We start from the raw sequence: 26,620 nt of genomic DNA on the forward strand, positions 1-26,620 counted from the left end.
CCCTCATTCCGTGGGCGAGTGCGAGCGGTGCCCGGCGTTGCCCAGACCTTCGGCACCGTCGAGATGGTCGAGCACGAGGCGGACCGCCTCCCGGGCGTCGGTGGTCTCGGACCAACCGGTCGCGGCGCGCAGGGCCGTGGTGTCCATGATGGGCACCGCTGCGGCCATGTCCACCCACCCCGGGTCGGTGGGCTGCAGCCGTGCCCGGTAGCTCAGCGCCGCGGCCGCGCGGAATAGGCCCACGGGCAGCTCCAGGATGCGGCGCGCCCCGAGGACGGTGCCCATGGTGTGCGCGTCCAGCACGGGGTCGGCGGCCACATTGAAGGCGCCGCCCGCCCGGTGGACGATCACGCGCCAGTACGCGTCCGCCACGTCCTGGGCCGTGAGCGCCTGGAATCGCAGGCCCCGCGGGAACGGGAGCACCGGAGTGCGCAGGCGGGCGACCAGCCGGGCGGGGACGAGGTCGCCCAGGAAGTAGTCCTTGATCTCGGGCCCGGCGGCGGACTGGAAGATCAGCCCGGGGCGCAGCCGGGTCACGAGCAGCTCGGGGTGCTCGGCCTGCACGCGGTCGAGGATCGACTCGACCTCGGCCTTCTGCGCGGCGTAGTGCGAGGTGGGGACCCCGGTGGTGGGATGGGACTCGGGCACGGCGCGGCCCTTCGGCCCGGGCCCGTACGCGCCCACCGAGGACGCGTAGACCAGGTGGGGCACGCCCGCCTCGGCCACGGCCCGGAACACCCGCTCGTTGCCGGCCACGTTGACGGCGCGCAGGTGGTCGCGGTCGCGGTTGGGGCGGATCACCCACACCAGGTCGACGACGGCGTCGGCGCCGGCCACGATCTCGCGCAGCCGCCCCGCCGCCGTGGGCTCCGCCACGTCCAGGCGGTGCCACTCGACGCCGTCGTAGGGCGCTCCGGCCCGGTCCGGGCCGCGCCGGCTCACGCCCACGATCGAGCTCACCTCGTCCGCGGCCTGGAGGCGGTGCAGGACAGCGGTGCCGACGTTGCCCGTCGCGCCCAGGACGACGATCCTCACGGCTTCAGGACCACCTTGATGCAGCCGTCCTCCTTCTTCTGGAACGTCTCATAGAGGGCGGGCGCGTCCTCGAGCGGGGCGGTGTGCGTGGTCAGGTCGAGCACGCCGAGGGGGTCGGACGGGTCGTCGAGCAGGGGCAGCAGGTCGTCCACCCAGCGACGGACGTTGCACTGGCCCATCGTCAGGGTGACCTGCTTGTCGAACAGGGTGAGCATCGGCATCGGGTCCTTCATGCCGCCGTAGACCCCGGAGAGCGACACCGTGCCGCCACGCCGGACCGCGTCGATCGCGGTGTGGAGGGCGCTCAGGCGGTCGACGCCGGCGGTCTTCATGGCCGCCCGGCCGAGCGCGTCGGGCAGCAGGCCCACGGCGGTGTGGGCCGCATGCCCCGCCGGGGAGGCGTGCGCCTCCATGCCGACCGCGTCCACGACCCCGTCGGGGCCGCGGCCGCCGGTGCGCTCGCGGAGCACCTCGGCCTCGCCGCCGTCGGCGTCCAGGACCTCGATGCCGTGCCGGGCCGCCATCGCGCGGCGCTCGGGGACCGGGTCGACGCCGATCACCCGGTACCCCAGGTGCACGCCGATGCGTGCCGCCAGCTGGCCGATGGGGCCGAGGCCGAGCACCGCGAGCGTGCCGCCGTCGGGGACGTTCGCGTACTGGACCCCCTGCCAGGCGGTGGGGACGACGTCCGAGAGGAACAGCCACTGCTCATCCGGGCCGGTGTGCGGCACCTTCACGGGGCCGTAGTCCGCGTGGGGCACGCGCAGCAGCTCGGCCTGCCCGCCGGGGACGGAGCCGTAGAGCCGGGAGTAGCCGAAGAGTGCGGCGCCGGAGCCCTGCTCCCGCACCTGGGTGGTCTCGCACTGGGACTGCAGCCCGCGCTGACACATCCAGCACCGCCCGCAGGAGATGGTGAAGGGCACGACCACCCGGTCACCGGGCCGGATGTGGGTGACCTCGGACCCGACCTCGCGGACGATGCCCATCGGCTCGTGGCCGATCACGTCCCCCGCGTCCATGAACGGCCCCAGGACCTCGTACAGATGCAGGTCCGACCCGCAGATGCCGGTCGAGGTGACCTCGATGATCGCGTCCGTCGGCTCCTGGATCCGCGGATCCGGGACGTCCTCGACGGCGACGTTGCGCTTTCCCTGCCATGTGAGTGCTCGCATGGTGCGACCGTAGACGCGCCGGACGGGCCGGGGGAAGCATGGAGACGCGGCAGGGCCGCCACCTCGCCGGGGGAGCGGCCGCTCAGCCGGTGCGGCCGTCCAGCGACGCGCGGGTGCGGGCGGCGGCGTCCAGCACGACCGCGCGCAACGGGGCCACCGCGTCATCCGTGTCCTCACCCGCGGCCGGCGGGCCGGCCAGGGCCTGTGCCTCCACGCGACGCTGACGCGCGGCGCCACCGTCGTCGATCATCGCCTGGACGCCGGCGAGCTCCGCCGCGCAGCCCAGCCGCTCGGCGACCGGGGTCAGTCGCTCGATCTCCGCCGGCAGGTGCTCCGCCAGCGGGACCTGGGTGCCCCGGGCGTCCACGATCACGGTGGCGTCCATGCCGTACCGGGCGGCGCGCCACTTGTTCTCCTGCACGTGCCACGGCGGCAGGACCTCGACCGTCTCACCGCGCTCCAGGCTCGCGGACAGGTCATCCACGAGGCACTGCGTGTAGGCGGTCACGGCGGCGATCTCCTCGAGCGTGGCCAGGCCGTCGCACGCGCGCATCTCCACCGTGCCCAGGCGGGGCACGGCCCGCACGTCCCAGCGGCACTCGGTGACGTCCGCGATCATGCCCACCTGCTCCATCTGGGCCACGCAGCGCTCGAAGCCCTCCCACTCCTGGAACTGGAACGGCAGGCCGGCCGTGGGCAGCTGCTGGAACAGGAGGGTGCGCTGGGACTGGTAGCCCGTGTCCGTGCCCGCCCAGAAGGGGGACGAGGCCGAGAGTGCGAGCAGGTGCGGCACGCGGTTGACCAGGCCGTTCACCACCGGCATGGCCTTGGAGACGTCGTCCAGGCCCACGTGCACGTGCACGCCGAAGATCAGCAGCTGCCGACCCCAGTACTGGGTGAGATCCAGCATGCGGTCGTAGCGCTCACTGGGCGTCGAGGGCTGCGCGATCGCTTCCGCGAACGGGTGCGTGCCCTGGCAGAACAGGGAGATGCCCCGCGCAGCCGCGGCGTCGGCCACGCGCGCGGCGATCCGGCCGAGGTCCGCCGTCGCGGCGTCGACGCGCTCGTGCACGCCCGTGACGAGCTCCACCGTGTTCTGCAGGAGCTCGCTGGTCATGTGCGGGTTCACGTCGTCTTCGGCGAGGCCCTCGGCCGCATGCAGGGTGCGCAGCAGGTCCGGGGCCTCGGAGCGCAGCTCGCCGGACACGGCATCCACGAGCGCGAGCTCCCACTCGATTCCGAGAGTGGACTGCGCGGAGTCGGCGAAGGGCAGAGTCATGCCGCCCATCCTAGAAGCCCCGGCCCGGTCTGTGCCCGGTGTCCACGCTTCGGACCTAGGGTGGGGCGCATGGCCCGCCCCCGCCCCGCCTCCCGCCCGCCGCGCCCCACGGCCGCCGCCTCGGAGGCGGACGCCACCGCCCTGGCCCCCGTCCTCGAGCCGGGGGGCCGCGCGCTGCTCGACTCCCTCGCCGGGTACCGCGAGGCCGACGCGCTCGCGGTCTCCTCCCGCCTGCGTGCGGCCGGGCATCCTCCGGAGCGCGTGGCCGCCGCGCTGACCCAGGCCGCGCTGCGGTCCCGGGCGGAGGCCCGCCTCGGGCGGCAGGCGCGCCGGATGCTGTTCACCCGCGACGGCCTGGAGCAGGCCACCCGCCCGCTGGTCGCGGGCCTGCACGCGGACCGGCTGGCGGCCGCGGGGGCCCGGCGCGTCGCCGACCTCGGCTGCGGTCTCGGCCTGGACGCGCGCGCCTTCGCCGACCGGGGCCTGGACGTCGTGGCGGTGGAGCGGGACGCCGTCGTCGCCGCGGCCGCCGAGGTGAACCTCGCCGGCCACCGCGGTGCGCGTGTGGTGCACGGCGACGCCGTGGCCTGGGCCCGCGCCCACGTGCCCGCCGAGGCGGACGCGGTGTGGCTGGACCCCGCCCGCCGTCAGGTCGGCGGGGGCGGGTCCGCGCGCGTGTTCGACCCCGAGGCGTTCTCCCCGCCCCTGAGCGTCGTGACGGACATCGCCGCGACGGGCGTGCCGGTCGGGGTCAAGCTCGGCCCGGGGCTTCCGCACGAGGCCGTGCCGGAGGGCGCCGAGGCCGAGTGGGTGAGCATCGACGGCGACGTCGTGGAGGCCGCCCTGTGGTTCAACGCGGCGGCCCGCCCCGGGGTGCGGCGGGCGGCGCGCGTCATGACCGTCCGGGGTGGGGAGACGACGACGGCGCAGCTCGTCTCCGGCGCGGACTTCGGCGACTCGCCCGAGGTCGAGGCCGTGGGGGAGGAGGGCATGGCAGGGCTCGTCGGCGCGGTCCTGCACGAGCCGGACGGCGCGGTCATCCGGGCCGGACTCGTGACGGACCTGGCCGTGTCCTGGCCCGTGCCGACGCGGCAGCTGGACCCCCACCTGGCCTACCTCGTCGCGCCCGAGCCCGTGCACGACGGCCTGGCCCGCGCCCATCGGATCGAGGCGGTGCACGGCTTCCACCTGGCCTCCCTGCGGCGCTGGGCGAAGGAGACCGGGGTGGGCCGGCTGGACGTGAAGAAGCGGGGCATCCGCGAGACGCCCGAGGAGGTGCGTCGCGCCGTCCTCGGCGGGGCGAAGCCGGGCCGGCGTGGCGGGGCCGGACGGCACGCCACCCTCGTGCTGGCGCGCGTGGGTCGGTCGCGGTTCGCCCTCGAGGTGACGCCGTTGGACTGACGGGGCTCGAGGCCGCGGGCCCCGGGCGGCGGGAGCCGTCGAACCCCCGTTGGGGGATTACGGCACCCTCGTGTACGGTATTCGACTGAGGCAAGGCTCACCTCCACGGGAGCGCGCCCACCACCCCGACTGCTCATCCCGGGGCAGCCCCGCCGCCCAGAAGGAGAACCATGCCGCGTTCCGTCAGCGCCCCCCGCCTCGCCCGTTTCGCCCTGACCTCGGTGGCGGCCCTCGCCCTCGTCGGCTGCTCCGCCGGCGGCGCGGCCACGGGCTCGTCCTCCGCGAGCGCCTCCGGCGAGTCATCGGCCTCCGCGAGCGCCGCCGGCGGCTCCTCGGCCGCCTCGGGCGGCATCGCGACCGGGGTCACCGTCACCGACATGTCCGGCGCCGAGGTCACCCTGCCGGAGGAGGTCGACTCCGTCATCGCCACGGACAACCGCATCTTCCGCACCCTGGACGACTGGGGCGTCGAGCTGTCTGCCGCGCCGAAGCAGATCATGTACAAGGGCGAGGGCGGGCCCTCCTACCTCCAGGACGACTCGGTCGCCGACATCGGCAACCACCGGGAGCCGGACATGGAGCTGTTCGTCACGGCCGAGCCGGACGTCGTGTTCAACGGCCAGCGGTTCAACGAGCGCAAGGCCGAGATCGACGAGCTGACCGGCGACGCCGCCGTCGTGGACACGGACTTCGACGTCACGCAGACCCCCATGGACGAGGGCCTGAAGGAGCTGACCACCCTGCTGGGCGAGGCCACCGGCCACGAGGCCGATGCCGAGAAGCTCATCGCCGACTTCGACGCCGCCACCCAGCGCGCCAAGGACGCCTACAACCCCGAGCAGACCGTCATGGGCCTCATCGCCTCGGGCGGCGAGCTGTCGTACGTCGCGCCCAGCACCGGTCGCGCCATCGGCCCGTTCTTCGACATGCTGGGCCTGACCCCGGCCCTCGAGCAGTCGGGCACCGACAACCACCAGGGCGACGACATCTCCGTCGAGGCCATCGCGAAGTCGAACCCGGACTGGCTGATCGTCATGGACCGCGACGCCGCCATCGGCGAGGAGAACGCCACCGCCGCCGAGCTGATCGAGCGCTCCGAGGCCCTCCAGGACGTGACCGCGGTGAAGGAGGGCAACATCGTCTACCTGCCCGCCGACTTCTACGTCGCCGAGGACATCCAGAACCACACCACCGTCATGGAGGACCTCGCGAAGGCCTTCGAAGGCGCGCAGTGATCCTCGACGTGCGTCACCACGTCGCCGACGCCCCGCCCCGGCTCGAGGAGCCGGGGCGGGGCGACCGCGTGTGCTGGGTCCCGCCCGCCGTCCTGCGGCCCGAGCGCACCCGCTGGCAGCGCACCTGGCCGCTGCTGGTCGGCGTCGTGGTGACCGCGGCCCTCGTCGTGGTCTCGCTGTTCGTGGGCGTGTACGACGTCGGCGCGGAGGGCGGACGCGAGATGTTCGCCATCACGCGCGTGCCGCGCACGGTCGCCCTCGTGCTGGCCGGCGCCTCGATGGCGATGTGCGGGCTGATCATGCAGCTCATGACGCAGAACCGCTTCGTGGAGCCCAGCACCACGGGCACCACCGAGTGGGCCGGTCTCGGCCTGCTGGTGACCATGGTGCTCGTGCCGGGGGCGGGCCTGGTGACCCGGATGGCCGGGGCCATCCTCTTCGCCTTCGTCGGCACCCTCGTGTTCTTCCTCTTCCTGCGGCGTGTGCGCCTGCAGTCCTCCCTCATCGTGCCGATCGTGGGCATCATGCTCGGCGCCGTCGTGGGCGCCGCCTCGACGTTCCTCGCCCTCCAGACGGACATGCTGCAGCAGGTGGGCGCGTGGTTCGCGGGCTCGTTCACCTCCGTGGTCCGCGGCCGGTATGAGCTGCTCTTCCTCGTGCTGATCGTGTGCGTGGCGGTCTTCGTCATCGCGGACCGCTTCACCGTGGCCGGCCTCGGCAAGGACGTCGCCACGAACGTCGGCCTCAACTACGACGCCGTGATCCTCACCGGCGTGGCCATGGTGGCCGTGGCCACCGGGGTGGTCACCGTGGTGATCGGGGCCCTCCCGTTCCTGGGGCTCGTGGTCCCCAACCTCGTGTCCATGGTCCGTGGCGACAACCTGCGCACGAACCTGCCCTGGGTGGTCATGGTCGGCGTGTGGATCGTGATCGTCTGCGACCTGATCGGGCGCACCGTGATCGCCCCGTTCGAGGTGCCCATCTCGCTGATCCTGGGCCTCGTGGGCGCGATCGTGTTCCTCGCCCTGCTGCTGAGGCAGGCCAAGCATGGTTGAGCCGCTCGCGACCGCCCCGGGTCGCATCCCCGCCCCGCCCGGCGGCGCCACCGCGGCCGGGCCCGTCGACGCCGACGCCCCGCGCCGGTCCGGCGCGTTCGTCACCGCCGCCGACCGCCGGAGGTATGCGGTCGTCGTCGCGGTGCTGGCCGTCGTCGCCGTGCTCTCCACCGCCGGGGTCCTGCTCTGGGGCAACGGGGCCGAACCCGGTTCGCGCGCGTTCTGGATGATCGCGCGGATGCGCGTGGAGTCCCTGGGCGTGATCGGCATCGTGGCGCTGTGCCACTCCTTCGCGACCGTCAGCTTCCACACGGTGACGGGCAACCGCATCATCACGCCCTCGATCATGGGGTTCGAGGCGCTCTACACCGCCGTGTCGACCGCCGCCGTGTACGTGCTGGGGGCCGCGGGCGTCGCGGTGCTGACCGGGGTGGGGCCGTTCCTCGCCCAGGCCGCGCTCATGGTGGCGCTGGCGACGGCCCTGTACTCGTGGCTGCTCTCCCGGCCCTACGGCAGCGTCCATCTGATGCTGCTCGTGGGCGTGGTGCTGGGCGGCGGGCTGGCCGCGCTGAGCACGTTCATGCAGCGACTGCTGGACCCGAACTCGTTCGACCTGCTGAGCGCGCGGCTCTTCGGCAACATCTCGAACGCCCGGACCGAGTACGTGGCGATCGCCGCGCCCATCGCCGTCGTCGTGTGCGCGCTGCTGTGGCTGCGCTCCCGCCGCCTGAACACGGTGGCGCTCGGCGCCGACGCCGCGACCAACCTGGGCCTGCACCACCGGCGCGAGCTCATGGTGACGCTGCTGCTGGTCTCCGTGCTGATGGCCATGACCACCGCGCTCGTGGGCCCGATGACGTTCCTCGGCTTCCTCGTGGCGACGCTGGCGTACAGCCTCGTCGACACCCACGACCACCGGTTCATCCTCCCGGTGGCGGCGCTGGCCGGGTACGCGGTGCTCACGAGCGCCTACTTCGTGCTGCGGCACGTGTTCTACGCGGGGGGTGCGGTCACGGTGGTCATCGAGCTGATCGGCGGCATCACCTTCCTGGTCGTCGTGATGAGAAAGGGACGTCTGTGATCGAGCTGCGCGGCGTGGTGAAGCGCCACAGCGACGAGGTGTGCATCGGGCCCGTGGACCTGGACATCCAGGCCGGGGGAGTGACCGCGCTCGTGGGGCCCAACGGGGCGGGCAAGTCCACGCTGCTGACGATGATCGGCCGGCTGCAGGACGCCGACGCCGGGACGATCGCCGTGGGCGGGCACGACATCACCACGACGCCGTCCCGGAGGATCGCGCAGACCCTGTCCATCCTGCGGCAGGAGAACCACTTCGTGACGCGGCTGACCGTGCGACAGCTCGTGGGGTTCGGGCGCTACCCGTACACGCGCGGCCGGCTGACCCTGGAGGACGAGCGGCACGTGTCCGACGCGATCGACTTCCTCAACCTCGGCCCGTTCGAGAACCGGTACCTCGACCAGCTCTCGGGCGGCCAGCGGCAGCGCGCGTACGTGGCGATGGTGCTGGCGCAGAACACCGAGTACGTGCTGCTGGACGAGCCGCTGAACAACCTGGACATGCAGCATTCGGTGCAGATGATGCAGCAGTTGCGCCGGGCCGCCGACGAGCTGGGCCGGACCGTGGTGATCGTGCTGCACGACATCAACTTCGCCGCCCACTACGCCGACCGGATCGTGGCCATGGGCGACGGCCAGGTGGTGGAGACCGGCACCCCGGCCGAGATCCTGTGCCCTGAGGTGCTGGAGCGGATCTTCAAGACCCCCTGCAGCGTGGTGGACGGACCGCACGGGCCGCTGGCCGTGTACTACTGAGCGGGGCGACGGTGAGGCCGGCCCGGGTCGGTCCGGGCGGGGGTCGGGTGCCCGGCCGACGCGAGCGTTCCGTGGGCAGAACCCGCCGGGTCTCGCCTTCCGGGGGCAGAACCCGCGTGTTTCCAGGTTCCGTGGGCAGAAGCACCCTCGCTTCTGCCCACGGAACCCCTGCGCATGGACGGCAGGGCCATACGCGACGACGACGTCAGGCATCCCAGCCGTTCGAGACCTGTGCCCGTCGTCTGAGGACGGCCTCGATCACCCGCGCGTATCCCTCGCCGACGTCCCGGCTCGTGACGTGCAGGGTCATCTGCCCACGCTCCGCGTAGTACTGGTCTCGCCGGGCGTCCCGGGCGTGTTGCTCGGCACTCCGGTGCACCTCGCCGTCGTACTGGAGGACGAGCCGGCAGTCCTCGAACCACAGATCGGCCTCGGGGGCGTCCCGCCGCCCGGGGTCGAACACGTGCTGCAGCGTCGGCTCGCCCAGCCCCGCCTCGACGAGCGCCAGCCTCAGCCGGGTCTCCTGCGGCGAGTCGGCACCCACCCGTACGCGCTCGAGCGCCGCCGTCGCCCGCGGTCTTCCGACGAACCGCCCGAGCGGCCGCATCGCCTCGTGCAGCGCGGTGACCGTGGTGATGGGAGGCCGCCGGCCGCGCGGGGACCAGGGGTGACGGACCAGGTGGTCACCCGCCGACACGAGGGATGCCTCGTCCCAGGGGTGGCCGATCGAGCACAGATCGAGCCAGGTCCGTTCCGGCGTCGTCACCCGTAGCCCGAGCACGGAGGTGACGTGGCCGGCGGGCAGGGGTCTGCGGTGCTCCATGACGCCGGGGATCCGCGCCCGTGCGGTGCCGCGGTGCAACGTGATCTCGACGGCGGCGCGTCGCGTGGCCCCGCCCGGGGGAAGCGGGAGGCCGTGGAGGTGCGCCGCCGTCTCGTGGGAGAGAACGGCGTCGGGACGGGACCGCAGGAGGGCGGTCAGCAGGTCGAGGCCGACCCCGTGGTGCGGCGGCGGGAGCCCGGCAGACTCCCAGGTGCGCAGCGGCATGTCACGGCGACGGTGGATGCCGCGGGCGAGGCGGAGGACGTCGGACCGCCGCACCCGGCTGGGCGGCAGACCGCGTTCGAGCACGTCGCGGGTGGTGAAGACGGGGACGAGGGGGAGATCGGGGGCGAAGGACATGGGTCGACCTTGACGCGGTCGGCCTGACGACGGCCGGGCGGGCCGCGTGTCTGTGCACACCGGCGCGGGGTGGGCCGGCTGTGCAGGACTCGGCGGCGGCCGGTTGTCCCGCCGGGACGACGTCGTCATGGCTCGGTGGGCAGAACTGCGAGGAGTTCCGCCCACGCAACATCCGTGGGCAGAAGAGAGGGCGCTTCTGCCCACGGAGATCGAAAACCTGCGGATGCTGCCCACGCGATGGGCGGGGGTGTGGTTTCTGCCCACGGAGGGGGGAGGGGGGAGGGCGGGGAGTGGGGGAGGGACAGGTTGCGGGCCGCAGTCGTGACCACTCCGTATGCTCCCGGGCCCGGGCCCGGAACCCGCCCCGCCCGCCGCCCCACGGCATCCCACCGCACCGCGCCCCGCGCCCTCCGCCCACGGCGGACGGCGGGGACACGGCTGGCACTCATGTTGAAGGAGTGCCAGAACCCGGAGTAGAGTGGGCACTGGCACTCGGGGGTACCGGGTGCCAATGCCCGAGGTGGACCGTCCGGCACCGCGACGACGGAGGGTCTGACGCCCGTGGCGCACCCGCAGACCACAGCATCAGCGGTCCGGCGAGCCCGCCGGAGCCGCACGTCGACGAAGAAGGAGTGTGCAGCATGTCTGTCTCCATCAAGCCCCTTGAGGATCGCATCGTTGTCCGCCCCCTGGAGGCCGAGCAGACCACCGCGTCGGGCCTCGTGATCCCGGACACCGCCAAGGAGAAGCCGCAGGAGGGCCAGGTCGTGGCCGTGGGCCCGGGCCGGGTCGCCGAGAACGGCAACCGCGTGCCGGTCGACGTCGCCGAGGGTGACGTGGTGCTGTACTCCAAGTACGGCGGCACCGAGGTCAAGGTCGGCGGCGAGGAGTACCTGGTGCTCTCCGCCCGCGACGTGCTGGCCGTCGTCACCAAGTGACCCCGCCGCGACGGGCCCGGTGAGCGGCGCGCACCGCACCGGTGCGCGCGCCCCGGGCCCCTCGCGTCCCCGCACCCCCTGACTCCCTGAACGAAAGGAGCGTCCGTCATGGCCAAGCAGCTGGCTTTCAACGACGACGCACGCCGCGCCCTCCAGGCCGGCATCGACAAGCTCGCCGACACCGTCAAGGTCACCCTCGGCCCCAAGGGTCGCAACGTGGTGCTCGACAAGGCGTGGGGCGCCCCCACCATCACCAACGACGGCGTCACGATCGCCCGTGAGGTGGAGCTGGAGGACCCGTACGAGAACATGGGCGCCCAGCTCGCCAAGGAGGTCGCCACCAAGACCAACGACATCGCGGGCGACGGCACCACCACCGCCACCGTGCTGGCCCAGGCCCTCGTGAACGAGGGTATGCGCCAGGTCGCCGCCGGCGCCGCGCCGGGCGAGGTCAAGAAGGGCATCGAGGTGGCCGTGGCCGCCGTCGAGCGGCGCCTGCAGGAGAACGCCCGCCCGGTCGAGGGCCAGGAGGTGGCCCACGTGGCCGCCATCTCGGCCCAGAACGACGAGGTCGGCGAGCTGCTGGCCCGCGCGTTCGACACGGTCGGCACCGACGGCGTCATCACCATCGAGGAGTCCTCCACGACCTCCACCGAGCTGGACGTCACCGAGGGCATGCAGTTCGACAAGGGCTTCCTGTCCCCGTACATGGTCACCGACGCCGAGCGTCAGGAGGCCGTGCTCGAGGACGCCTACGTCCTGATCAACTCGGGCAAGATCTCCAACGTGCAGGAGCTGCTGCCCCTGCTGGAGAAGGTCCTGCAGGCCAACAAGCCGCTGTTCGTGATCGCCGAGGACGTCGAGGGCGAGGCCCTGTCCACCCTCGTGGTCAACAAGATCCGCGGCACCCTGAACGTCGTGGCCGTCAAGGCCCCGGGCTTCGGCGACCGCCGCAAGGCCATGATGCAGGACATCGCGATCCTCACCGGCGCCCAGGTCGTCTCCCCGGACCTCGGCATGAAGCTCGAGCAGGCCGACCTGGACGTGCTCGGCTCCGCCCGCCGCATCACCGTCACCAAGGACGAGACCACCATCGTCGACGGCGGCGGTGCGGCCGAGGACGTCGAGGCCCGGGTCGCCCAGATCAAGGCCGAGGCCGCCGCGACCGACTCCGACTGGGACCGCGAGAAGCTCCAGGAGCGCCTCGCCAAGCTCTCCGGCGGCATCGGCGTGATCCGCGTGGGCGCCGCCACCGAGGTGGAGCTCAAGGAGCGCAAGCACCGCATCGAGGACGCCGTGTCCTCGACCCGCGCCGCCCTCGAGGAGGGCATCGTGGCCGGCGGCGGCACCGCGCTCATCAACGCGCTGACCGCGCTCGACACCGACGCCGACGTCCAGGCCCTGACCGGCGACGCCGCCGTGGGCGTGGACATCGTCCGCAAGGCCCTGAAGCAGCCGCTGCGCTGGATCGCCCAGAACGCGGGCGAGGACGGCTACGTGGTGGTCTCCAAGGTCGCCGAGCTGGAGCCGAACCACGGCTTCAACGCGAAGACCGGCGTCTACGGCGACCTGATCGCCGACGGCGTGATCGACCCGGTCAAGGTGACCCGCTCCGCGCTGGCCAACGCCGCCTCCATCGCGGCCCTCGTGCTGACCACCGAGACCCTCGTGGCGGACAAGCCCGCCGAGGAGGACGAGGCCGACCACCAGCATTGACCCCTGAGTCGGCCTTGACGCGGCCGGTCGACGACGACGGCCCCTCGCCCGCCCGGGTGAGGGGCCGTCGTCGTGCGGGCGGGAGACGACCGCCGTCCGGGGCGCCCTCTATGGTGTGCCCATGGATACACCCACGCCGCCCCGTCCCACCGGGTCCCACACGACCCGGACCCCGGCCCGGCCACGGCTGCGCCGCTTCGTCCGCGAGTTCTCCTATCCGCACGGCATCCACCCGGCCCTCGTGCCGGGCGTGTCCGTGGAGGACCGCCGGGTGCGCTACGGCGTGGACCGGGTGATCCTCGCCGTCGTCGGCCTGCTGGTGGTCGGCTTCGTGGTGTGGGGCGTGCTGCAGCCGGACGCCGTGCTGGCCGTCTCGAGCGCGGCCCTCGACTGGGTGATGGTCCACGCCGGCTGGCTGTTCGCCCTGCTGGCCATCGGGATGGTGGTGTTCCTGCTGGCCCTGGCGTTCTCCCGGTACGGCGAGATCCCGCTGGGCCTGGACGGGGAGAAGCCGGAGTACTCCACGGCGAGCTGGTCGGCCATGCTCTTCGCGGCCGGCATCGGCATCGGCATCATCTTCTTCGGCCCGTACGAGCCGCTGACCTACTACCTGGCCCCGCGCCCGGGGGCGTACGAGCCGGCGAGCGAGGAGGCGGTGACGGGCGCGCTGGCCCAGGCCGCGCTGCACTGGGGCGTGAACGCGTGGGCGATCTACGCGATCGTCGGCCTGTCGGTCGGCTACGTGTCCTACCGCCGGGGCCGGGTGCCGCTGATGAGCTCGATCATCGCGCCGCTGTTCGGCGACTCCCCGCGCAGCGACTCGGTCGGCGCGCGCCTGATCGACGGGCTCGCGATCATCGCCACACTGTTCGGCACGGCGGCCTCGCTGGGCATCGGCGCCCTGCAGATCGGCCGCGGCGTGGAGATCGTCTCGGGCTGGTCGGCGCCGGGGAACACCGTGGCGCTGGGGATCATCGTGGTGCTCACGATCGGCACCATCTTCTCGGCGGTGTCCGGTGTGGCCCGCGGCATCCGGTGGCTGTCCAACATCAACATGCTGCTCGCCCTCGGCCTAGCGCTGTTCTTCTTCGTCGTCGGCCCGACGGCGTTCCTGCTGAACATCGTGCCCGGCGTCCTGATGGACTACGTCTCCTCCGCCCCGGACGCCCTCGGCGCCTCGATGGCCCAGGGGGAGGACATGCAGGAGTTCCTCTCCAGCTGGACGATCTTCTACTGGGCGTGGTGGGTCAGCTGGGCCCCGTTCGTGGGCGTGTTCATGGCGAAGATCTCGAAGGGTCGGACCATCCGCCAGTACGTCCTCGGGGCCCTGTTCATCCCGGCCGCGGTGATCGTCGGCGCGTTCACGATCATCGGCGGCACCACCATCTGGCTGCAGCGGACCCAGGGCTCCGTGGCGCCGGACGGCACAGCCGCGTCGCTGCCCGCGCCGGCGGAGATCTTCTGGGTGGTCCTGGACCAGCTGCCCGGCGGCGGGCTGGTGGCCCCGGTCGTGATCGTCATGCTGGCGGTCTTCTTCATCACGACGGCGGACTCCGCCTCGATCGTGAATTCGCAGCTCTCGCAGCGCGGCGCCCCGGCCCCGCGCCGCACGATCACGGTGTTCTGGGCACTGTGCATGGCGGGCATCGCGGTCGTGATGCTGCTGACCGGCGGCGACACCGCGCTCACCGGCCTGCAGAACCTCATCACCATCACGGCGCTGCCGTTCACCGTGGTGCTCGTCCTCATGGCGGTCGCGCTCCAGCGCGAACTGGCCAACGACCCCTTCGCGATCCGTGACCGGTACCAGCGGGCCGCCGTCGAGAAGGCGACGGTGCGGGGCCTGGTGGAGTACGGGGACGACTTCGCGTTCACGGTGGAGCGCACCCCGCCGGGCAGCTGGTACGCGGCCGGCGAGGGGTTCGACTCCACCGCCGCGGAGATCACCGACTGGTACCGCCGCACGGACGAGGACGGGAACCCCGTGGACTACGACTACGTGCTGGGCGAGTACCTGGACGAGGGGGACGGGGACGGCGCGGACGGGCCCGCCGGAGCAGGCCCGTCCAGCCGCTGACTCAGGCGCGCGGCTCCGGGGTGCCGACGAGCTGGGCGCGGGAGTCGGCGGTCGCGTGGGCGCGGGCCTCGACGATCTCCTCCTCGTCCTCGCCGAAGATGTCGCCGCGCGGGGCGTCGTAGCGGTCCCGGTCGAGGATGCCCTCCTGGGAGGCCACGAGGGCGGGGATGAGGGCCTGGCCGGACACGTTGAGGGCGGTGCGACCCATGTCCACGATCGGGTCGACGGCCAGGAGCAGGGCCATGCCCTCGAGGGGCAGCCCGGCGGTGGACAGCGTGAGCGTGAGCATCACGGTGGCGCCGGTGGTGCCGGCGGTCGCGGCCGAGCCCAGCACGGACACGAGTGCCACGAGGGCGTACTGGCTCAGGCTCATGTCGATCCCGTAGAACTGGGCGATGAACACGGCGGCCACGGCCGGGTAGATCGCGGCGCAGCCGTCCATCTTGGTGGTAGCGCCCAGCGGGACGGCGAAGGAGGCGTAGCCGGTGGGCACGCCGAAGTTGCGCTCGGCCACCCGCTGGGTGACGGGCAGCGTGCCGAGGGAGGAGCGGGAGACGAAGCCGAGCTGGAACGCCGGCCACACGCCGGTGAAGAACTGCTTGACGGAGAGCCCGTGCAGGCGCGCCAGCACCGGGTACACCACGAGCATCACGAGGGCCAGGCCCACGTAGATCGCCACCACGAACTTGGCCAGCGTGCCCATCGTGGACCAGCCGTACGAGGCCACGGCGTTGCCCAGCAGGCCGATGGTGCCGATCGGGGCCAGGCGGATGATCCACCACAGCAGCTTCTGGATGATCGCGAGCACCGAGCGGGAGAACGTGAGGAACGGGGCGGCCTTCTCGCCGACCTTGAGCGCGGCCACGCCCACGACGATCGCGATCACGAGGATCTGCAGCACGTTGAACGTGGGGGAGGAGGCGAGCGCGCCGTCCTCGCCGGCCGTGGTCTTGACGGTCAGGCCGAGGAAGTTCGCCGGCACCAGGGAGGTCAGGAAGTCGAGCCAGCCGACGTCCTTGGCCTGGTACGACGCCGGCGCGGTCTGGCCGGTGCCCACGCCCGGCTGCAGCACGACGCCGACGGCGAGGCCGATGAGCACCGCGATCAGGCTCGTGATGGCGAACCACAGCAGGGTCTTGGCGGCCAGGCGGGCCGCGTTGGTCACCTGGGCCAGGTTGGCGATGGAGGCGACGACGGCGAAGAAGACCAGCGGGACGACCGTGGCCTTCAACAGGCTGATGTAGATGCTGCCGACGGTGGCCAGCGTCTCGCCGAGCCAGGTCGGGTGCTCGGAGGTGTGCCCCGTCGCGCGGGCGATCAGGCCCAGGACGAGGCCGAGGACGAGGGCGGCGGCGATCTGCCAGCCGAAGTTCGACGTCCAGGCGGGAAGCCGGCGTCGGGGCGCCGGTGCGGGGGAGGACTGTGCGGTGCTCATCCGGGGAGGTTAGGCGCTCTAATACCACGACGTCGAAACGGATTGCGCCATGTGACGTCGTGGTGACGCCCGTCTCGCCCTCGCGTGGCCCAGCGCGAGGGCCCTGTGACGTGGCCCGCACCCGGGTCGCCGGTTTGACCCCCGGGCATAGAATCGCGGAAACACCCGTCCCGAAAGGCGCCTTCGTGACCAACACCAGCACCGGTCCCAGCCCCGAGCCCGTCCACTCCTCCTCGGATCCCTTCGGCTTCTTCGGCCTCACCTATGACGACGTCCTGCTGCTGCCCAACGCCACCGACGTGATCCCCGCGGACGCGGACACGGGCACCCGGCTGACCCGCAACATCCGCTTGAACATCCCCATCGTCTCCGCGGCGATGGACACCGTGACGGAGGCCCCGCTGGCCATCGCCATGGCCCGCCAGGGCGGCATGGGCATCATCCACCGCAACCTGTCCATCGAGGACCAGGCCCGCCACGTGGACACCGTGAAGCGCTCCGAGTCGGGGATGATCAAGGACCCCGTGACCATCGGCCCCGACGCCACGCTCGCGGACCTGGACGAGCTGTGCGCCCAGTACCGCGTCTCGGGCCTGCCGGTGGTGGCCGAGGACATGACGCTGCTGGGCATCATCACCAACCGCGACACCCGCTTCATCCCGCGCGAGGAGTGGGCCACCCGCACGGTGGACACCGCCATGACCCGCATGCCGCTGGTCACCGCGCAGGAGGGCATCTCGCGCGCCGAGACCATCCGCCTGTTCTCCCAGAACCGCGTGGAGAAGCTGCCGCTCGTGGACGACGCGGGCCGCCTGACCGGCCTGATCACCATCAAGGACTTCGACAAGGCGGAGCAGTACCCGGACGCCGCGAAGGACGACGAGGGCCGGCTGCTCGTCGGCGGCGCCGTCGGCTTCTTCGGCGACGGCTGGGAGCGCGCCATGGCGCTCGTCGAGGCGGGTGTGGACGCCCTCGTGGTGGACACCGCGAACGGCCACACGCACGGCGTGCTGGACATGATCGCGCGCCTGAAGAAGGAGAAGGCGGCCGCGCACGTCGATGTCATCGGCGGTCAGGCCGCGACCTACGCGGGCGCCAAGGCGATCGTCGACGCCGGCGCGGACGCCGTGAAGGTGGGCGTGGGCCCGGGCTCGATCTGCACGACCCGTGTGGTGGCCGGCGTCGGCGTCCCGCAGATCACCGCCATCTACGAGGCGGCCAAGGCCACGCGCCCCGCGGGCGTCCCGCTGATCGCCGACGGCGGCCTGCAGCACTCCGGTGACATCGGCAAGGCCCTCGTGGCCGGCGCCGACTCGGTGATGCTCGGCTCCCTGCTGGCCGGCACGGCCGAGTCCCCGGGCGACCTCGTGTTCTACCAGGGCAAGCAGTTCAAGACCTACCGCGGCATGGGGTCCCTGGGCGCCATGCAGACCCGCAACGGCACGCGCTCCTTCTCCAAGGACCGCTACTTCCAGGCGGACGTGCCGGACGAGGACAAGCTGATCCCCGAGGGCATCGAGGGCCAGGTGCCCTTCCGGGGCCCGATCGCCTCGGTGGTCCACCAGCTCGTGGGCGGCCTGCGCCAGACGATGTTCTACACGGGCGCGTCCACGGTGGCCGATCTCAAGGAGAACGGCCGCTTCGTGCGCATCACCGCGGCGGGCCTGAAGGAGTCCCACCCGCACGACATCATGATGACCGTCGAGGCCCCGAACTACCGTTCGCGCTGACCCGCACGTCGGGTCCGGGGGGAGCCCCCGGACGGGGCGGCGCCGACGACACGGTCGGCGCCGCCCCCGTGGCGCCTGGGCTAGGCTGGCCCGGTGACGAACCAGATTGAGATCGGCCGCGGCAAGCGCGGCCGCAGGGCCTTCTCCCTCGACGACGTGTCCGTGGTGCCCGCGCGGCGCACCCGGGATCCCCAGGACGTCAGCCTCACGTGGCGCATCGACGCCTACACGTTCGACATGCCCGTGATCGGTGCGCCCATGGACTCCGTGATGAGCCCGGAGACCGCCATCGCGATGGGGCGGCTGGGCGGACTCGGCGTCCTCAACCTCGAGGGCCTGTGGACCCGCCACGAGGACCCGCGCCCGCTGCTCGAGGAGATCGCCGCCCTCGAGGCCGGCCCGGCCGGGACCGAGGCCACCCGCACGCTGCAGGAGGCCTACGCGGCCCCCATCCGCCCCGATCTGATCACCGAGCGCCTCGCGCAGATCCGCGAGGCCGGCGTCGTCGTCGCGGGCTCGCTGACCCCGCAGAACACGCAGGAGTTCTACCGCACCGTCGTGGCGGCGGGCGTGGACCTGTTCGTCATCCGCGGCACCACCGTCTCGGCCGAGCACGTCTCCTCCACCCAGGAGCCGCTGGACCTCAAGCAGTTCATCTACGAGCTGGACGTGCCCGTGATCGTGGGCGGGGCGGCCGGCTACACGCCGGCCCTGCACCTGATGCGCACCGGCGCGGCCGGCGTGCTCGTCGGCTTCGGCGGCGGCGCGTCCACCACCACGCGCCGCGCCATGGGCATCCGCGTGCCGATGGCCACGGCCATCTCGGACATCGCCGAGGCGCGCCGCGACTACATGGACGAGTCCGGCGGCCGCTACGTGCACGTGATCGCCGACGGCGGCGTCTCCACCTCGGGGGAGATCGTCAAGGCGATCGCCATGGGCGCGGACGCGGTCGTCCTGGGCGCCGCCCTGGCCCGCGCCACCGACGCCCCCGGCGGCGGCTGGCACTGGGGCCTCGAGGCCGTCCATCCGGAGCTGCCGCGCGGGCACCGCACCCACGTGGGCCAGGTGGCTCCGCTCGAGGAGGTCCTGTGGGGGCCCGGCCGCCACGCGGACGGCACGTCCAACCTGATGGGCGGCCTGAAGCGCGCCATGGCCACCTGCGGCTACACCGAGCTCAAGGACTTCCAGAAGGTGGAGGTTTTCGTGACCCCCACCCAGACCGTCTGATCCCCGCCGCCGCGTGGCGGCACCCCGACCGGAAGAGTTGATACGGCGTGCTGCGCACCGCCCTCAAGCCCGTCTGGCTGGCCACCCTGGTGCTGGCCCTCGTGGCGGCCGCGGTCTTCGTGGCGCTGTCCAAGTGGCAGTTCGAGTCCGCGGAGACGAATGCGCCGCCGCCGCGCACCCAGACCGAGAACGCCGTGCCGTTCCTGGAGCACGTGCGCCCCTACGAGGCCCTGCTGGGCTCGCAGGCCGACCAGGTGGTCACGGTCGAGGGGGAGTTCGTGCCCGGCACGGACGTCCTGGTCGGCCCGCGCCTGCTGAACGGCCGCGACGGCTACTGGACGGTCACGGCCCTGCGGGTGGCCGGCGCCCCGGACGGCGAGGTCGTCCCGGTGGTCCGCGGCTGGTCGGCCGATGCCGACGTCGTGGACCCCGCGCCCGCCGGGCAGGTCACCGTCACCGGACGCCTGCTGCCCCCGGACGGGCCCCTGCCGCGCGAGGCCGCGGCCGAGGACACCGCCGACCGGCTCCTGTACCGCAGCCTGGCCCCGGCCCAGCTGGTGAACGTGTGGGACGAGCCGTCCTACGCGGCGTTCGTCGCGGCGTTCGAGATGGTCGACGCCGCAGGTGCCGAGACGGGCGCGGCCGGTCCCGGCGGGCTCGAGCCGGTGTGGGTGGCCCCGCAGCCGGAGGAGACCCAGATCATCTGGCTCAACGTCTTCTACGCCGTGGAGTGGATGCTCTTCGCCGGCTTCGCCCTGTTCCTGTGGTGGCGGTTCGTCCGCGACGACCACGTCCGGGACGAGCATGAGCGTCGGCTCGACGAGGAGTGGGCCGCGCAGTGGCGCGCCGAGGAGCTCGAGCGGCGTAGGGCGGCCGCGCGCGAGGCCAAGGAGCGGGCCTTCGCGGCGCAGGCCGCGGCGCACCCACGCCAGGACCACGACGACGACGGGGCCGCGCGCCCCGACCCCCGCGACCCGGGCCCCCGTGGGCCCCGAGAGGAGCAGAGCTGATGAGCACCCAGCACCCCGGCCCCCAGCCGGTGGACCCGGCGAGCCTGCCGGATCCCGAGGACATCACCGAGGCCGACCTGCCCGAGCCGCCCCCGCGGCCGGGCCGGGAGCAGCGCCGTTTCGCCGGCACCCAGCAGCAGATCCGCTCCGCCACCCGCCTCTACGTGGTGTGCGCGTGGATCACCGGCATCATGCTCCTGCTGCTCGTGGCGGAGATGGTGCTGAAGTACGGCATGCACGTGGAGCTCTACGCGGGCGGCACCACCCTGGACGGGGACGCCAACGGCCTGGGGCTGCACCCCACGGACAGCGTGACCGGGGGAGTGAACCTGTCCCTGTTCATCCTCATCGCCCACGGCTGGATGTACGTGGTGTACCTGCTCGCCTCGTTCCGCCTGTGGTCCCTGATGCGCTGGGAGCCGCTGCGCCTGCTGGCGATGGCCGGCGGCGGCGTCGTGCCGTTCCTGTCCTTCGTGGTGGAGAAGCGCATGACCCGCGTGGTCCGGGACGAGCTGCACCGCTTCCCGGACGCCGCGCGGCGCTACTGAGCGCCTCGACTATCCTGGACGGGTGACGCAGAACGCCCCCCACCCCGACACCCCCGCCCCGCTCAGCGACGTGATGCCCACGGTGCTGGTGCTGGACTTCGGCGCCCAGTACGCGCAGCTCATCGCGCGTCGTGTGCGCGAGGCCAACGTCTACTCCGAGGTCGTGCCCGCCTCCACCCCGGCGGCGCAGATCCTCGAGCGTAAGCCCGCGGCGCTGATCCTCTCGGGCGGGCCGTCGTCGGTGTACGAGCCCGGCGCCCCGCAGCTGGACCCGGCGCTGCTCGAGGCCGGGGTGCCCGTGCTGGGCCTGTGCTACGGCTTCCAGTCGATCGCGCACGCCCTCGGCGGCACCGTGGCCAAGACCGGCACCCGGGAGTACGGCTCCACCCGCCTGGACTCGGTGGATGCCGACTCCGTGCTGTTCGCGGACCAGGACCTCGAGCAGGTCGTGTGGATGTCCCACGGGGACGCCGTGACGCAGGCGCCCGAGGGCTTCGCCGTGACGGCCTCCACCGCGGGCGCCCCCGTCGCCGCGTTCGAGGACCGCGAGCGCCGCATCTACGGCGTGCAGTGGCATCCCGAGGTGGGCCACTCCTCCCATGGCCAGCGGGTGCTCGAGCAGTTCCTGCACGTGGGTGCGGGCCTGGGCGCGGACTGGACGGCCAGCGGCGTGATCGAGGAGCAGGTCGAGCGCATCCGTGAGCAGATCGGGGACAAGCGGGCCATCTGCGGCCTGTCCGGCGGCGTGGACTCCGCCGTGGCCGCGGCCCTCGTGCAGCGCGCCATCGGCGACCGCCTCACCTGCGTCTACGTGGACCACGGCCTCATGCGCGAGGGCGAGTCCGCCGAGATCGAGCAGGCCTTCGGCGAGGCCCACGGCGGCGCCCGCCTCGTGATGGTGGACGCGCGCGAGGACTTCCTGTCCGCGCTGGCCGGCGTCACCGACCCCGAGACCAAGCGCAAGATCATCGGCGAGCGGTTCATCCGCACCTTCGAGAAGGCGCAGGCGGACATCGTCCTCGAGTCCGAGCACGACCCGGACGCCACCGAGGTCCGCTTCCTCGTGCAGGGCACGCTCTACCCGGACGTCGTCGAGTCCGGCGGCGGGGACGGGGCGGCCAACATCAAGTCCCACCACAACGTGGGCGGCCTGCCGGACGACATCGAGTTCGAGCTGTGCGAGCCGCTGCGCGAGCTGTTCAAGGACGAGGTCCGCGCCGTGGGCGCCGAGCTCGGCCTGCCCGAGGGCATCGTGCACCGCCAGCCGTTCCCGGGTCCGGGTCTGGGCATCCGCATCATCGGCGAGGTCACCCAGGAGCGTCTGGACCTGTTGCGCCGCGCGGACGCGATCGTGCGCGCCGAGCTCACCGCGGCCGGGCTGGACCGCCAGATCTGGCAGTGCCCGGTGGTGCTGCTCGCGGACGTGCGCTCCGTGGGCGTGCAGGGTGACGGCCGCACCTACGGCCACCCGGTCGTCCTGCGCCCCGTCACCAGCGAGGACGCCATGACGGCGGACTGGGCGCGGATCCCGGACGACGTCCTGTCCCGCATCTCGAACCGCATCACCAACGAGGTCGACGGCGTCAACCGCGTCGTGCTCGACGTGACCAGCAAGCCGCCGGGCACCATCGAGTGGGAGTGAGCGGCGCGTCCGGCGCCGCATCCGGCCGCCCCTGACCGGGGCGGCCGTCCGCACGAAGACCGCCTGGACCCAGGCGACGGAGGAAGGACCGCACGCACGTGACCGAGCAGGAGTTCCCGCGCCTGGCCCGCGCCCGCGCCGCCGCACGCCCCGACGAGGGGCAGACCCGCCCCGACCCGGCCGCCTGGGTGTCCTCCCTGGGCTCGGGCGCCGAGAACGACACGATGCTGCGGTTCGCGCCCTCGGCGGCCAACAGCATCGACCTCACGGAGGCGAGCTCCTCCGGCGTCTCGCAGCTGCTGCTGGGGCGGCGCACCCGCCTGTCCACCCTGCTGCCGGCCGGCCCGGTGCTGGACGCGGCGCACGAGGTCTCCCTCGGCCTGCGCGCCAAGGTCCGCGAGCTGGCGGAGGAGCGCGGCATCGACGTCGGCGCGCTCGCCGTGGGCGTGGCCACGTGGACGGCCGAGGAGGACGGCCGGCGGGAGCGCCGCTCCGCCCCCGTGCTGCTGGCCCGCGTGGCCCTGACGGTGCGCCGCGGCGCCCGGGGCCGGGACGAGCTGGAGGTCCAGATCACCGAGCCGGCCCGCCTGAACCCGGCGCTCGTGCGGAACCTGCGCCGGCACCACGGCATCGCCCTGGACCCCGAGGCGTACCAGCAGGCCGCCTACGCCACGGCGCGCCTCGAGCCCGCCCCCGCGTTCGCCCGCCTGCGCGAGGAGACCGCCGCGATCGCGGACCTGCACATCCAGGATTGCCTGCTCGTCTCCACGTTCGCGGACCTCGGCGAGACCGCCTCCCTGCCCGCCTCCCTCGAGGATCTGCCGGTCGTGCAGGCCCTGTACGACGCCGGGACCGGCATGGTGCCCCGCCCGGCGGCGCTGCAGCCCACGGGCGCGCCCGCGGAGGATGACGTCGCCCCGGCGGACGAGCGCCTCGTCGTCGACGTCGACGCCGCCCAGGCACGCGTGCTCGAGCACGCCGCGGCGGGGGAGTCCCTCGTGGTGGCGGCCGCCCCCGGCACCGGGCAGACCCAGACCGCCGCCGCCCTGGCCGCGCGCCTGGCCTGGGAGGGTCGGCGCGTGCTGGTCGTGGCCGAGCGCTCCGCCGCCCTGGCCGACGTGCTCGACCGCCTCGAGGAGGCGGACCTGCGCTCGATCGCGCTGGATGTGCCCGCCAACGCGGACCCCGAGCTGCTCCGCCGCCAGCTCGTGCAGGCCGTCCTGCGCTCCGAGCGGGCCGTGGACCCCGACACCGCCCGGGACGAGGCCGCCCTGACCGAACGACGGCGCCGGCTGCAGGAGCACGTCGGCTCACTGCACCACGTCCGCCCCCGCTGGGGCTGCTCGCCGTTCCAGGCGATGCAGGCCCTGGCCGCCCTGACCGGGCTCGAGACGCCGCCGGCCACCACCGTGCGCCTCAAGCGCTCCGTGCTGGACTCCACCGTGAACCGGCAGGCCGTGGGCGAGCAGCTCGTGCGCGCCGGGGAGCTCGGCGCGTTCTCGGCCGCCGCCACCGAGAGCCGCTGGTTCGGCGCCCGCGTGCGCAACGTGCAGGAGACCGAGGCCGCCTCGGAGCTGGCCGACGAGCTGGCGGCCGCCCTGCACACCACCCGGCGCGCCGTGGACACCGCCGCCGCCCAGGCCGGCCTGCGCCCCGAGCGCACGGTGGCCGGCTGGGCGGAGCAGGCGGACCTCTACCGCCGTGTGGCCCGCACCCTCACCGAGTTCACCCCCGAGGTGTTCTCCCTCGACGTGCCCCAGCTGGTCGCGGCGACCGCCACCAGCTCGTGGCGGCGCCTCCACCTGGTCGAGATGTCCTCGGTGACCCGGTCCCGCCTGCGCCGCGCGGCGAAGGACGCGGTCCGCCCGGGCGTGCAGCCCACGGACCTGCACGGCGCCCTCGTGGACGCCGCCGCCGTCCTGGAGGACTGGAACCGCCACGCCGCCGAGCCGGGCACGCCCCCGCAGGTGCCGGACCAGGGCGAGCACGTGATGGGCCAGGTCGGCCAGGTGCGCGAGCGCCTACGCCGGCTCGAGGGCGTCCTCGCCCCGGAGGCCGTGGCCGAGGCGCCCTTGGAGGAGCGGGACGTGGACGACCTCGTGGCCGCCGTCGACGGGCTCGTGGCGGACCGCGACACCCTGGCCACGCTGCCCGAGCGCACCCTCGTGCTGGACAGCCTGCGCGACCACGGCCTGGCGGAGCTGCTCGAGGACCTGCGCGACCGCGAGGTGCCCACCGAGGCCCTGACCGCCGAGCTCGAGTTGGCGTGGTGGCAGTCCGCGCTCGAGGCGATGATCTCCGGGGACGACTTCCTGGCCATGATGAGCGGCACGGACCTGGCGGAGGTCGAGCGCGGGTTCCGCGACCTGGACCGCGCCCATCTCGAGCGCGGCGGCGCCCGGCTCTCCGCCGCGCTGGCCGCGCGCTGGCGGGAGGCGCTGCGCACCTATCGCGCGGACGCGGCCGTGCTGCGCACCCTGCTCAAGCAGGGCAGCCCCACGGTCGAGTCCCTGGCCACGATCACCCCCGAGCTCCTGCAGCCGCTCGTGCCGGTGGTCACCACCTCGCCCATGGCCCTGTCCGAGTTCCCCCCGGAGTGGCGCGCCGACGTCGTCGTGCTGCTGGAGGCCGACGCGACCGCCCTGGCCACCGCGATGGGCGCGCTCACCCGCGCCCCCCAGGTGGTGGCCTTCGGCGACCCGGTGATCGGGCGCCCGCAGTCGTTCCAGGTGTCCGTGGACCCGACGGCGACCGCCGGGCCCCTGCGCCCGCTGCGCTCGGCCCACGACGCGCTGGACGAGGTGCTGCCCACCCTGCCGCTGCGCACCGTGCACCGCCCCCTCGAGCGGCGCCTGGTGCGCCTGCTCTCCGCGCTCGCCTATGACGGCGCCCTGGACGCGCTGCCCACCGCGGGCGAGGCCACCGGCCGGGATCGTGCCGTCACGGCCGAGTACCTGCCCGAGGGCACCGGCATCCCGATGACCGGCGGCGACGTGGTCGAGTCCACGAACGCCGAGGTCGCCCGCACCGTGGAGCGGGTGTTCGAGCACATCCGCGACCGGCCCGAACAGTCCCTGGCCGTGGTCACGGTGTCCGAGCAGCACGCCCGCAGGGTGGCCGCCGCCGTGCAGGCCACGGCCGCGCAGGCGCCGTGGGCCCACGAGTTCCTCGCCCGTGGCCGCGGCGAGGACGCCGCCGACGCCGAGCCGTTCGTGATCGTGCCGGTCGTGCGCGCCGCCTCCGTGGTGCGTGACGCCGTGATCCTCACCCCCGGCTACGGCCGCACCCCGCACGGCCGCGTGGTGCACCACTTCGGCGCCTTCTCCGACCCGGACGGCGAGCGCATGGTCACGGTTGCGCTCACCCGCGCCCGCCGGCGCCTGCACCTCGTCTCGGCGCTGCGCGCCGCGGACCTGGACGAGGACCGGCTCGACGGCGGCGCCCTCTGGTTCCTGCGGCTGCTCGAGGCCTACCTGGGCGACGACGCCGCGGACCCCGTGGGCATGGTGGGCGATCCGCTGCTGGCCGATCTGCGCGACCGGCTCGAGGAGCACGGCGCCCGGGTCCTGCCCCGCTACGCCGGCGTCATGGACCTGGCCGTGCTCGATCCGCGCGCGGACGAGGCGCCCCGTCCGCTGGCCCTGGCCGGCGACGGTGGCGAGGTGTACCGCGCCCTCACGGTGCGGCAGCGCTCGCGGACCCTGCCCGAGGGGCTCGAGGCCCGCGGCTGGGAGCCCCGGACCCTGTGGTCGATCGACGTGTTCGCGGACCCGGAGTCCGTGGCCCGCGAGCTGGCCGACCGGCTGGGCGTGGAGCCGGCGGACGAGACGGACGAGACCGACGAGACCGACGACGATGCCCGCTGACGGCGCGCCGCGCCGCCGCGGCCCGCGCCGGGCGGACGCCCCGGGCACCGGCCCGGCCACCGCCGACGGCCGCGAGCCGCGCCTGCCCGGGATGCCCCGGCTGACCGGGCAGGCCGGGACGTCGCCGGCGACCGCGCCGACCGGACATGAGGCCGGGGTCGAGACCGGTGCGGCCGAGGCCGAGCGCGACCGCTGGCTGCGCGAGCAGCGCCCGCCCCACTGGGGCTGAGCCGGC

20 protein-coding genes are annotated in these 26,620 nt (G+C 73.5%); 15 read left to right on the forward strand and 5 right to left on the reverse strand.

Annotated features, from left to right (window positions below; all coding sequences use genetic code 11):
• Window positions 1-3: 3 nt before the first annotated feature.
• The 3 genes from HDA34_RS10040 to HDA34_RS10050 form a co-directional block, all read right to left on the reverse strand.
• On the reverse strand, window positions 4-1,035 hold the full coding sequence (locus HDA34_RS10040) for an NAD-dependent epimerase/dehydratase family protein (protein ID WP_036315887.1): 1,032 nt from the start codon (window positions 1,033-1,035) through the stop codon (window positions 4-6).
• Window positions 1,032-2,207 (reverse strand): zinc-dependent alcohol dehydrogenase, encoded by a 1,176-nt coding sequence (locus HDA34_RS10045; RefSeq protein ID WP_123243870.1) that lies wholly within the window; start codon window positions 2,205-2,207, stop codon window positions 1,032-1,034. The genes HDA34_RS10040 and HDA34_RS10045 overlap by 4 nt, the downstream gene beginning before the upstream one ends.
• An 82-nt stretch (window positions 2,208-2,289) precedes the next feature.
• Complete coding sequence (locus HDA34_RS10050) at window positions 2,290-3,486, reverse strand: glutamate--cysteine ligase (protein WP_123243869.1); 1,197 nt, start codon at window positions 3,484-3,486, stop codon at window positions 2,290-2,292.
• A 69-nt stretch (window positions 3,487-3,555) separates the two neighbouring features.
• Between HDA34_RS10050 and HDA34_RS10055 the strand changes: the two genes are divergently transcribed.
• The 5 genes from HDA34_RS10055 (at window position 3,556) to HDA34_RS10075 (ending at window position 9,010) form a co-directional block, all read left to right on the forward strand.
• Window positions 3,556-4,887, forward strand: a complete 1,332-nt coding sequence (locus HDA34_RS10055; RefSeq protein WP_134377078.1) for a THUMP-like domain-containing protein — start codon at window positions 3,556-3,558, stop codon at window positions 4,885-4,887.
• 170 nt (window positions 4,888-5,057) lie between these two features.
• Window positions 5,058-6,122, forward strand: coding sequence for a siderophore ABC transporter substrate-binding protein (locus HDA34_RS10060; RefSeq protein ID WP_123244478.1), 1,065 nt, complete (start codon window positions 5,058-5,060; stop codon window positions 6,120-6,122).
• A complete protein-coding gene (locus HDA34_RS10065; protein ID WP_080981700.1) occupies window positions 6,119-7,177 on the forward strand; it encodes an ABC transporter permease in 1,059 nt (352 codons plus the stop codon). The genes HDA34_RS10060 and HDA34_RS10065 overlap by 4 nt, the downstream gene beginning before the upstream one ends.
• Entirely contained in the window at window positions 7,170-8,258 is a 1,089-nt protein-coding gene (locus tag HDA34_RS10070; RefSeq protein ID WP_134377077.1) for an iron chelate uptake ABC transporter family permease subunit, read from the forward strand. Before HDA34_RS10065 ends, HDA34_RS10070 begins: the two co-directional genes overlap by 8 nt.
• Window positions 8,255-9,010 carry an iron ABC transporter ATP-binding protein gene (locus tag HDA34_RS10075; RefSeq protein ID WP_134377076.1) on the forward strand — a complete coding sequence of 252 codons (756 nt, stop codon included), beginning with the start codon at window positions 8,255-8,257 and terminating at the stop codon, window positions 9,008-9,010. Before HDA34_RS10070 ends, HDA34_RS10075 begins: the two co-directional genes overlap by 4 nt.
• 205 nt (window positions 9,011-9,215) lie before the next feature.
• Here the strand turns inward: HDA34_RS10075 and HDA34_RS10080 are convergent, their stop codons facing one another.
• Window positions 9,216-10,193, reverse strand: coding sequence for a hypothetical protein (locus HDA34_RS10080; protein WP_036315903.1), 978 nt, complete (start codon window positions 10,191-10,193; stop codon window positions 9,216-9,218).
• 641 nt (window positions 10,194-10,834) lie between these two features.
• On the opposite strand from HDA34_RS10080, the gene groES reads away from it, so the two are divergent.
• The 3 genes from groES to HDA34_RS10095 all read left to right on the forward strand — a co-directional run bounded on the left by groES (window position 10,835) and on the right by HDA34_RS10095 (window position 14,924).
• The gene (gene groES, locus HDA34_RS10085; RefSeq protein ID WP_002857590.1) at window positions 10,835-11,131 is read left to right on the forward strand and encodes a co-chaperone GroES; all 297 of its coding nucleotides are present in this window, start codon (window positions 10,835-10,837) and stop codon (window positions 11,129-11,131) included.
• Between the two features lie 108 nt (window positions 11,132-11,239).
• On the forward strand, window positions 11,240-12,847 hold the full coding sequence (groL, locus tag HDA34_RS10090) for a chaperonin GroEL (protein WP_123244326.1): 1,608 nt from the start codon (window positions 11,240-11,242) through the stop codon (window positions 12,845-12,847).
• Window positions 12,848-12,968: 121 nt separating this feature from the next.
• Window positions 12,969-14,924 carry a BCCT family transporter gene (locus HDA34_RS10095; RefSeq protein ID WP_134377075.1) on the forward strand — a complete coding sequence of 652 codons (1,956 nt, stop codon included), beginning with the start codon at window positions 12,969-12,971 and terminating at the stop codon, window positions 14,922-14,924.
• 1 nt (window position 14,925) lies between these two features.
• Here the strand turns inward: HDA34_RS10095 and HDA34_RS10100 are convergent, their stop codons facing one another.
• Window positions 14,926-16,359, reverse strand: coding sequence for a dicarboxylate/amino acid:cation symporter (locus HDA34_RS10100; protein ID WP_061867093.1), 1,434 nt, complete (start codon window positions 16,357-16,359; stop codon window positions 14,926-14,928).
• A gap of 185 nt (window positions 16,360-16,544) precedes the next feature.
• Here HDA34_RS10100 and guaB point away from each other — a divergent pair, with 185 nt between their 5' ends.
• From guaB to HDA34_RS10135, 7 genes are all read left to right on the forward strand, one after another.
• Window positions 16,545-18,089 carry an IMP dehydrogenase gene (gene guaB / locus HDA34_RS10105; RefSeq protein WP_036317607.1) on the forward strand — a complete coding sequence of 515 codons (1,545 nt, stop codon included), beginning with the start codon at window positions 16,545-16,547 and terminating at the stop codon, window positions 18,087-18,089.
• A gap of 93 nt (window positions 18,090-18,182) precedes the next feature.
• A complete protein-coding gene (locus HDA34_RS10110; protein ID WP_134377074.1) occupies window positions 18,183-19,319 on the forward strand; it encodes a GuaB3 family IMP dehydrogenase-related protein in 1,137 nt (378 codons plus the stop codon).
• A gap of 47 nt (window positions 19,320-19,366) precedes the next feature.
• Window positions 19,367-20,329, forward strand: coding sequence for an SURF1 family protein (locus tag HDA34_RS10115; RefSeq protein WP_134377073.1), 963 nt, complete (start codon window positions 19,367-19,369; stop codon window positions 20,327-20,329).
• Entirely contained in the window at window positions 20,329-20,877 is a 549-nt protein-coding gene (locus HDA34_RS10120) for a DUF3817 domain-containing protein (RefSeq protein ID WP_010080440.1), read from the forward strand. The genes HDA34_RS10115 and HDA34_RS10120 overlap by 1 nt, the downstream gene beginning before the upstream one ends.
• 22 nt (window positions 20,878-20,899) lie before the next feature.
• The gene (guaA, locus tag HDA34_RS10125; protein WP_166795205.1) at window positions 20,900-22,519 is read left to right on the forward strand and encodes a glutamine-hydrolyzing GMP synthase; all 1,620 of its coding nucleotides are present in this window, start codon (window positions 20,900-20,902) and stop codon (window positions 22,517-22,519) included.
• 98 nt (window positions 22,520-22,617) lie between these two features.
• Window positions 22,618-26,385 (forward strand): DUF4011 domain-containing protein, encoded by a 3,768-nt coding sequence (locus HDA34_RS10130; protein ID WP_134377072.1) that lies wholly within the window; start codon window positions 22,618-22,620, stop codon window positions 26,383-26,385.
• A complete protein-coding gene (locus HDA34_RS10135; protein ID WP_134377071.1) occupies window positions 26,375-26,614 on the forward strand; it encodes a hypothetical protein in 240 nt (79 codons plus the stop codon). Before HDA34_RS10130 ends, HDA34_RS10135 begins: the two co-directional genes overlap by 11 nt.
• Window positions 26,615-26,620: the final 6 nt, after the last annotated feature.

Source organism: Micrococcus luteus (assembly GCF_014138885.1).
Lineage (GTDB): Bacteria > Actinomycetota > Actinomycetes > Actinomycetales > Micrococcaceae > Micrococcus > Micrococcus luteus.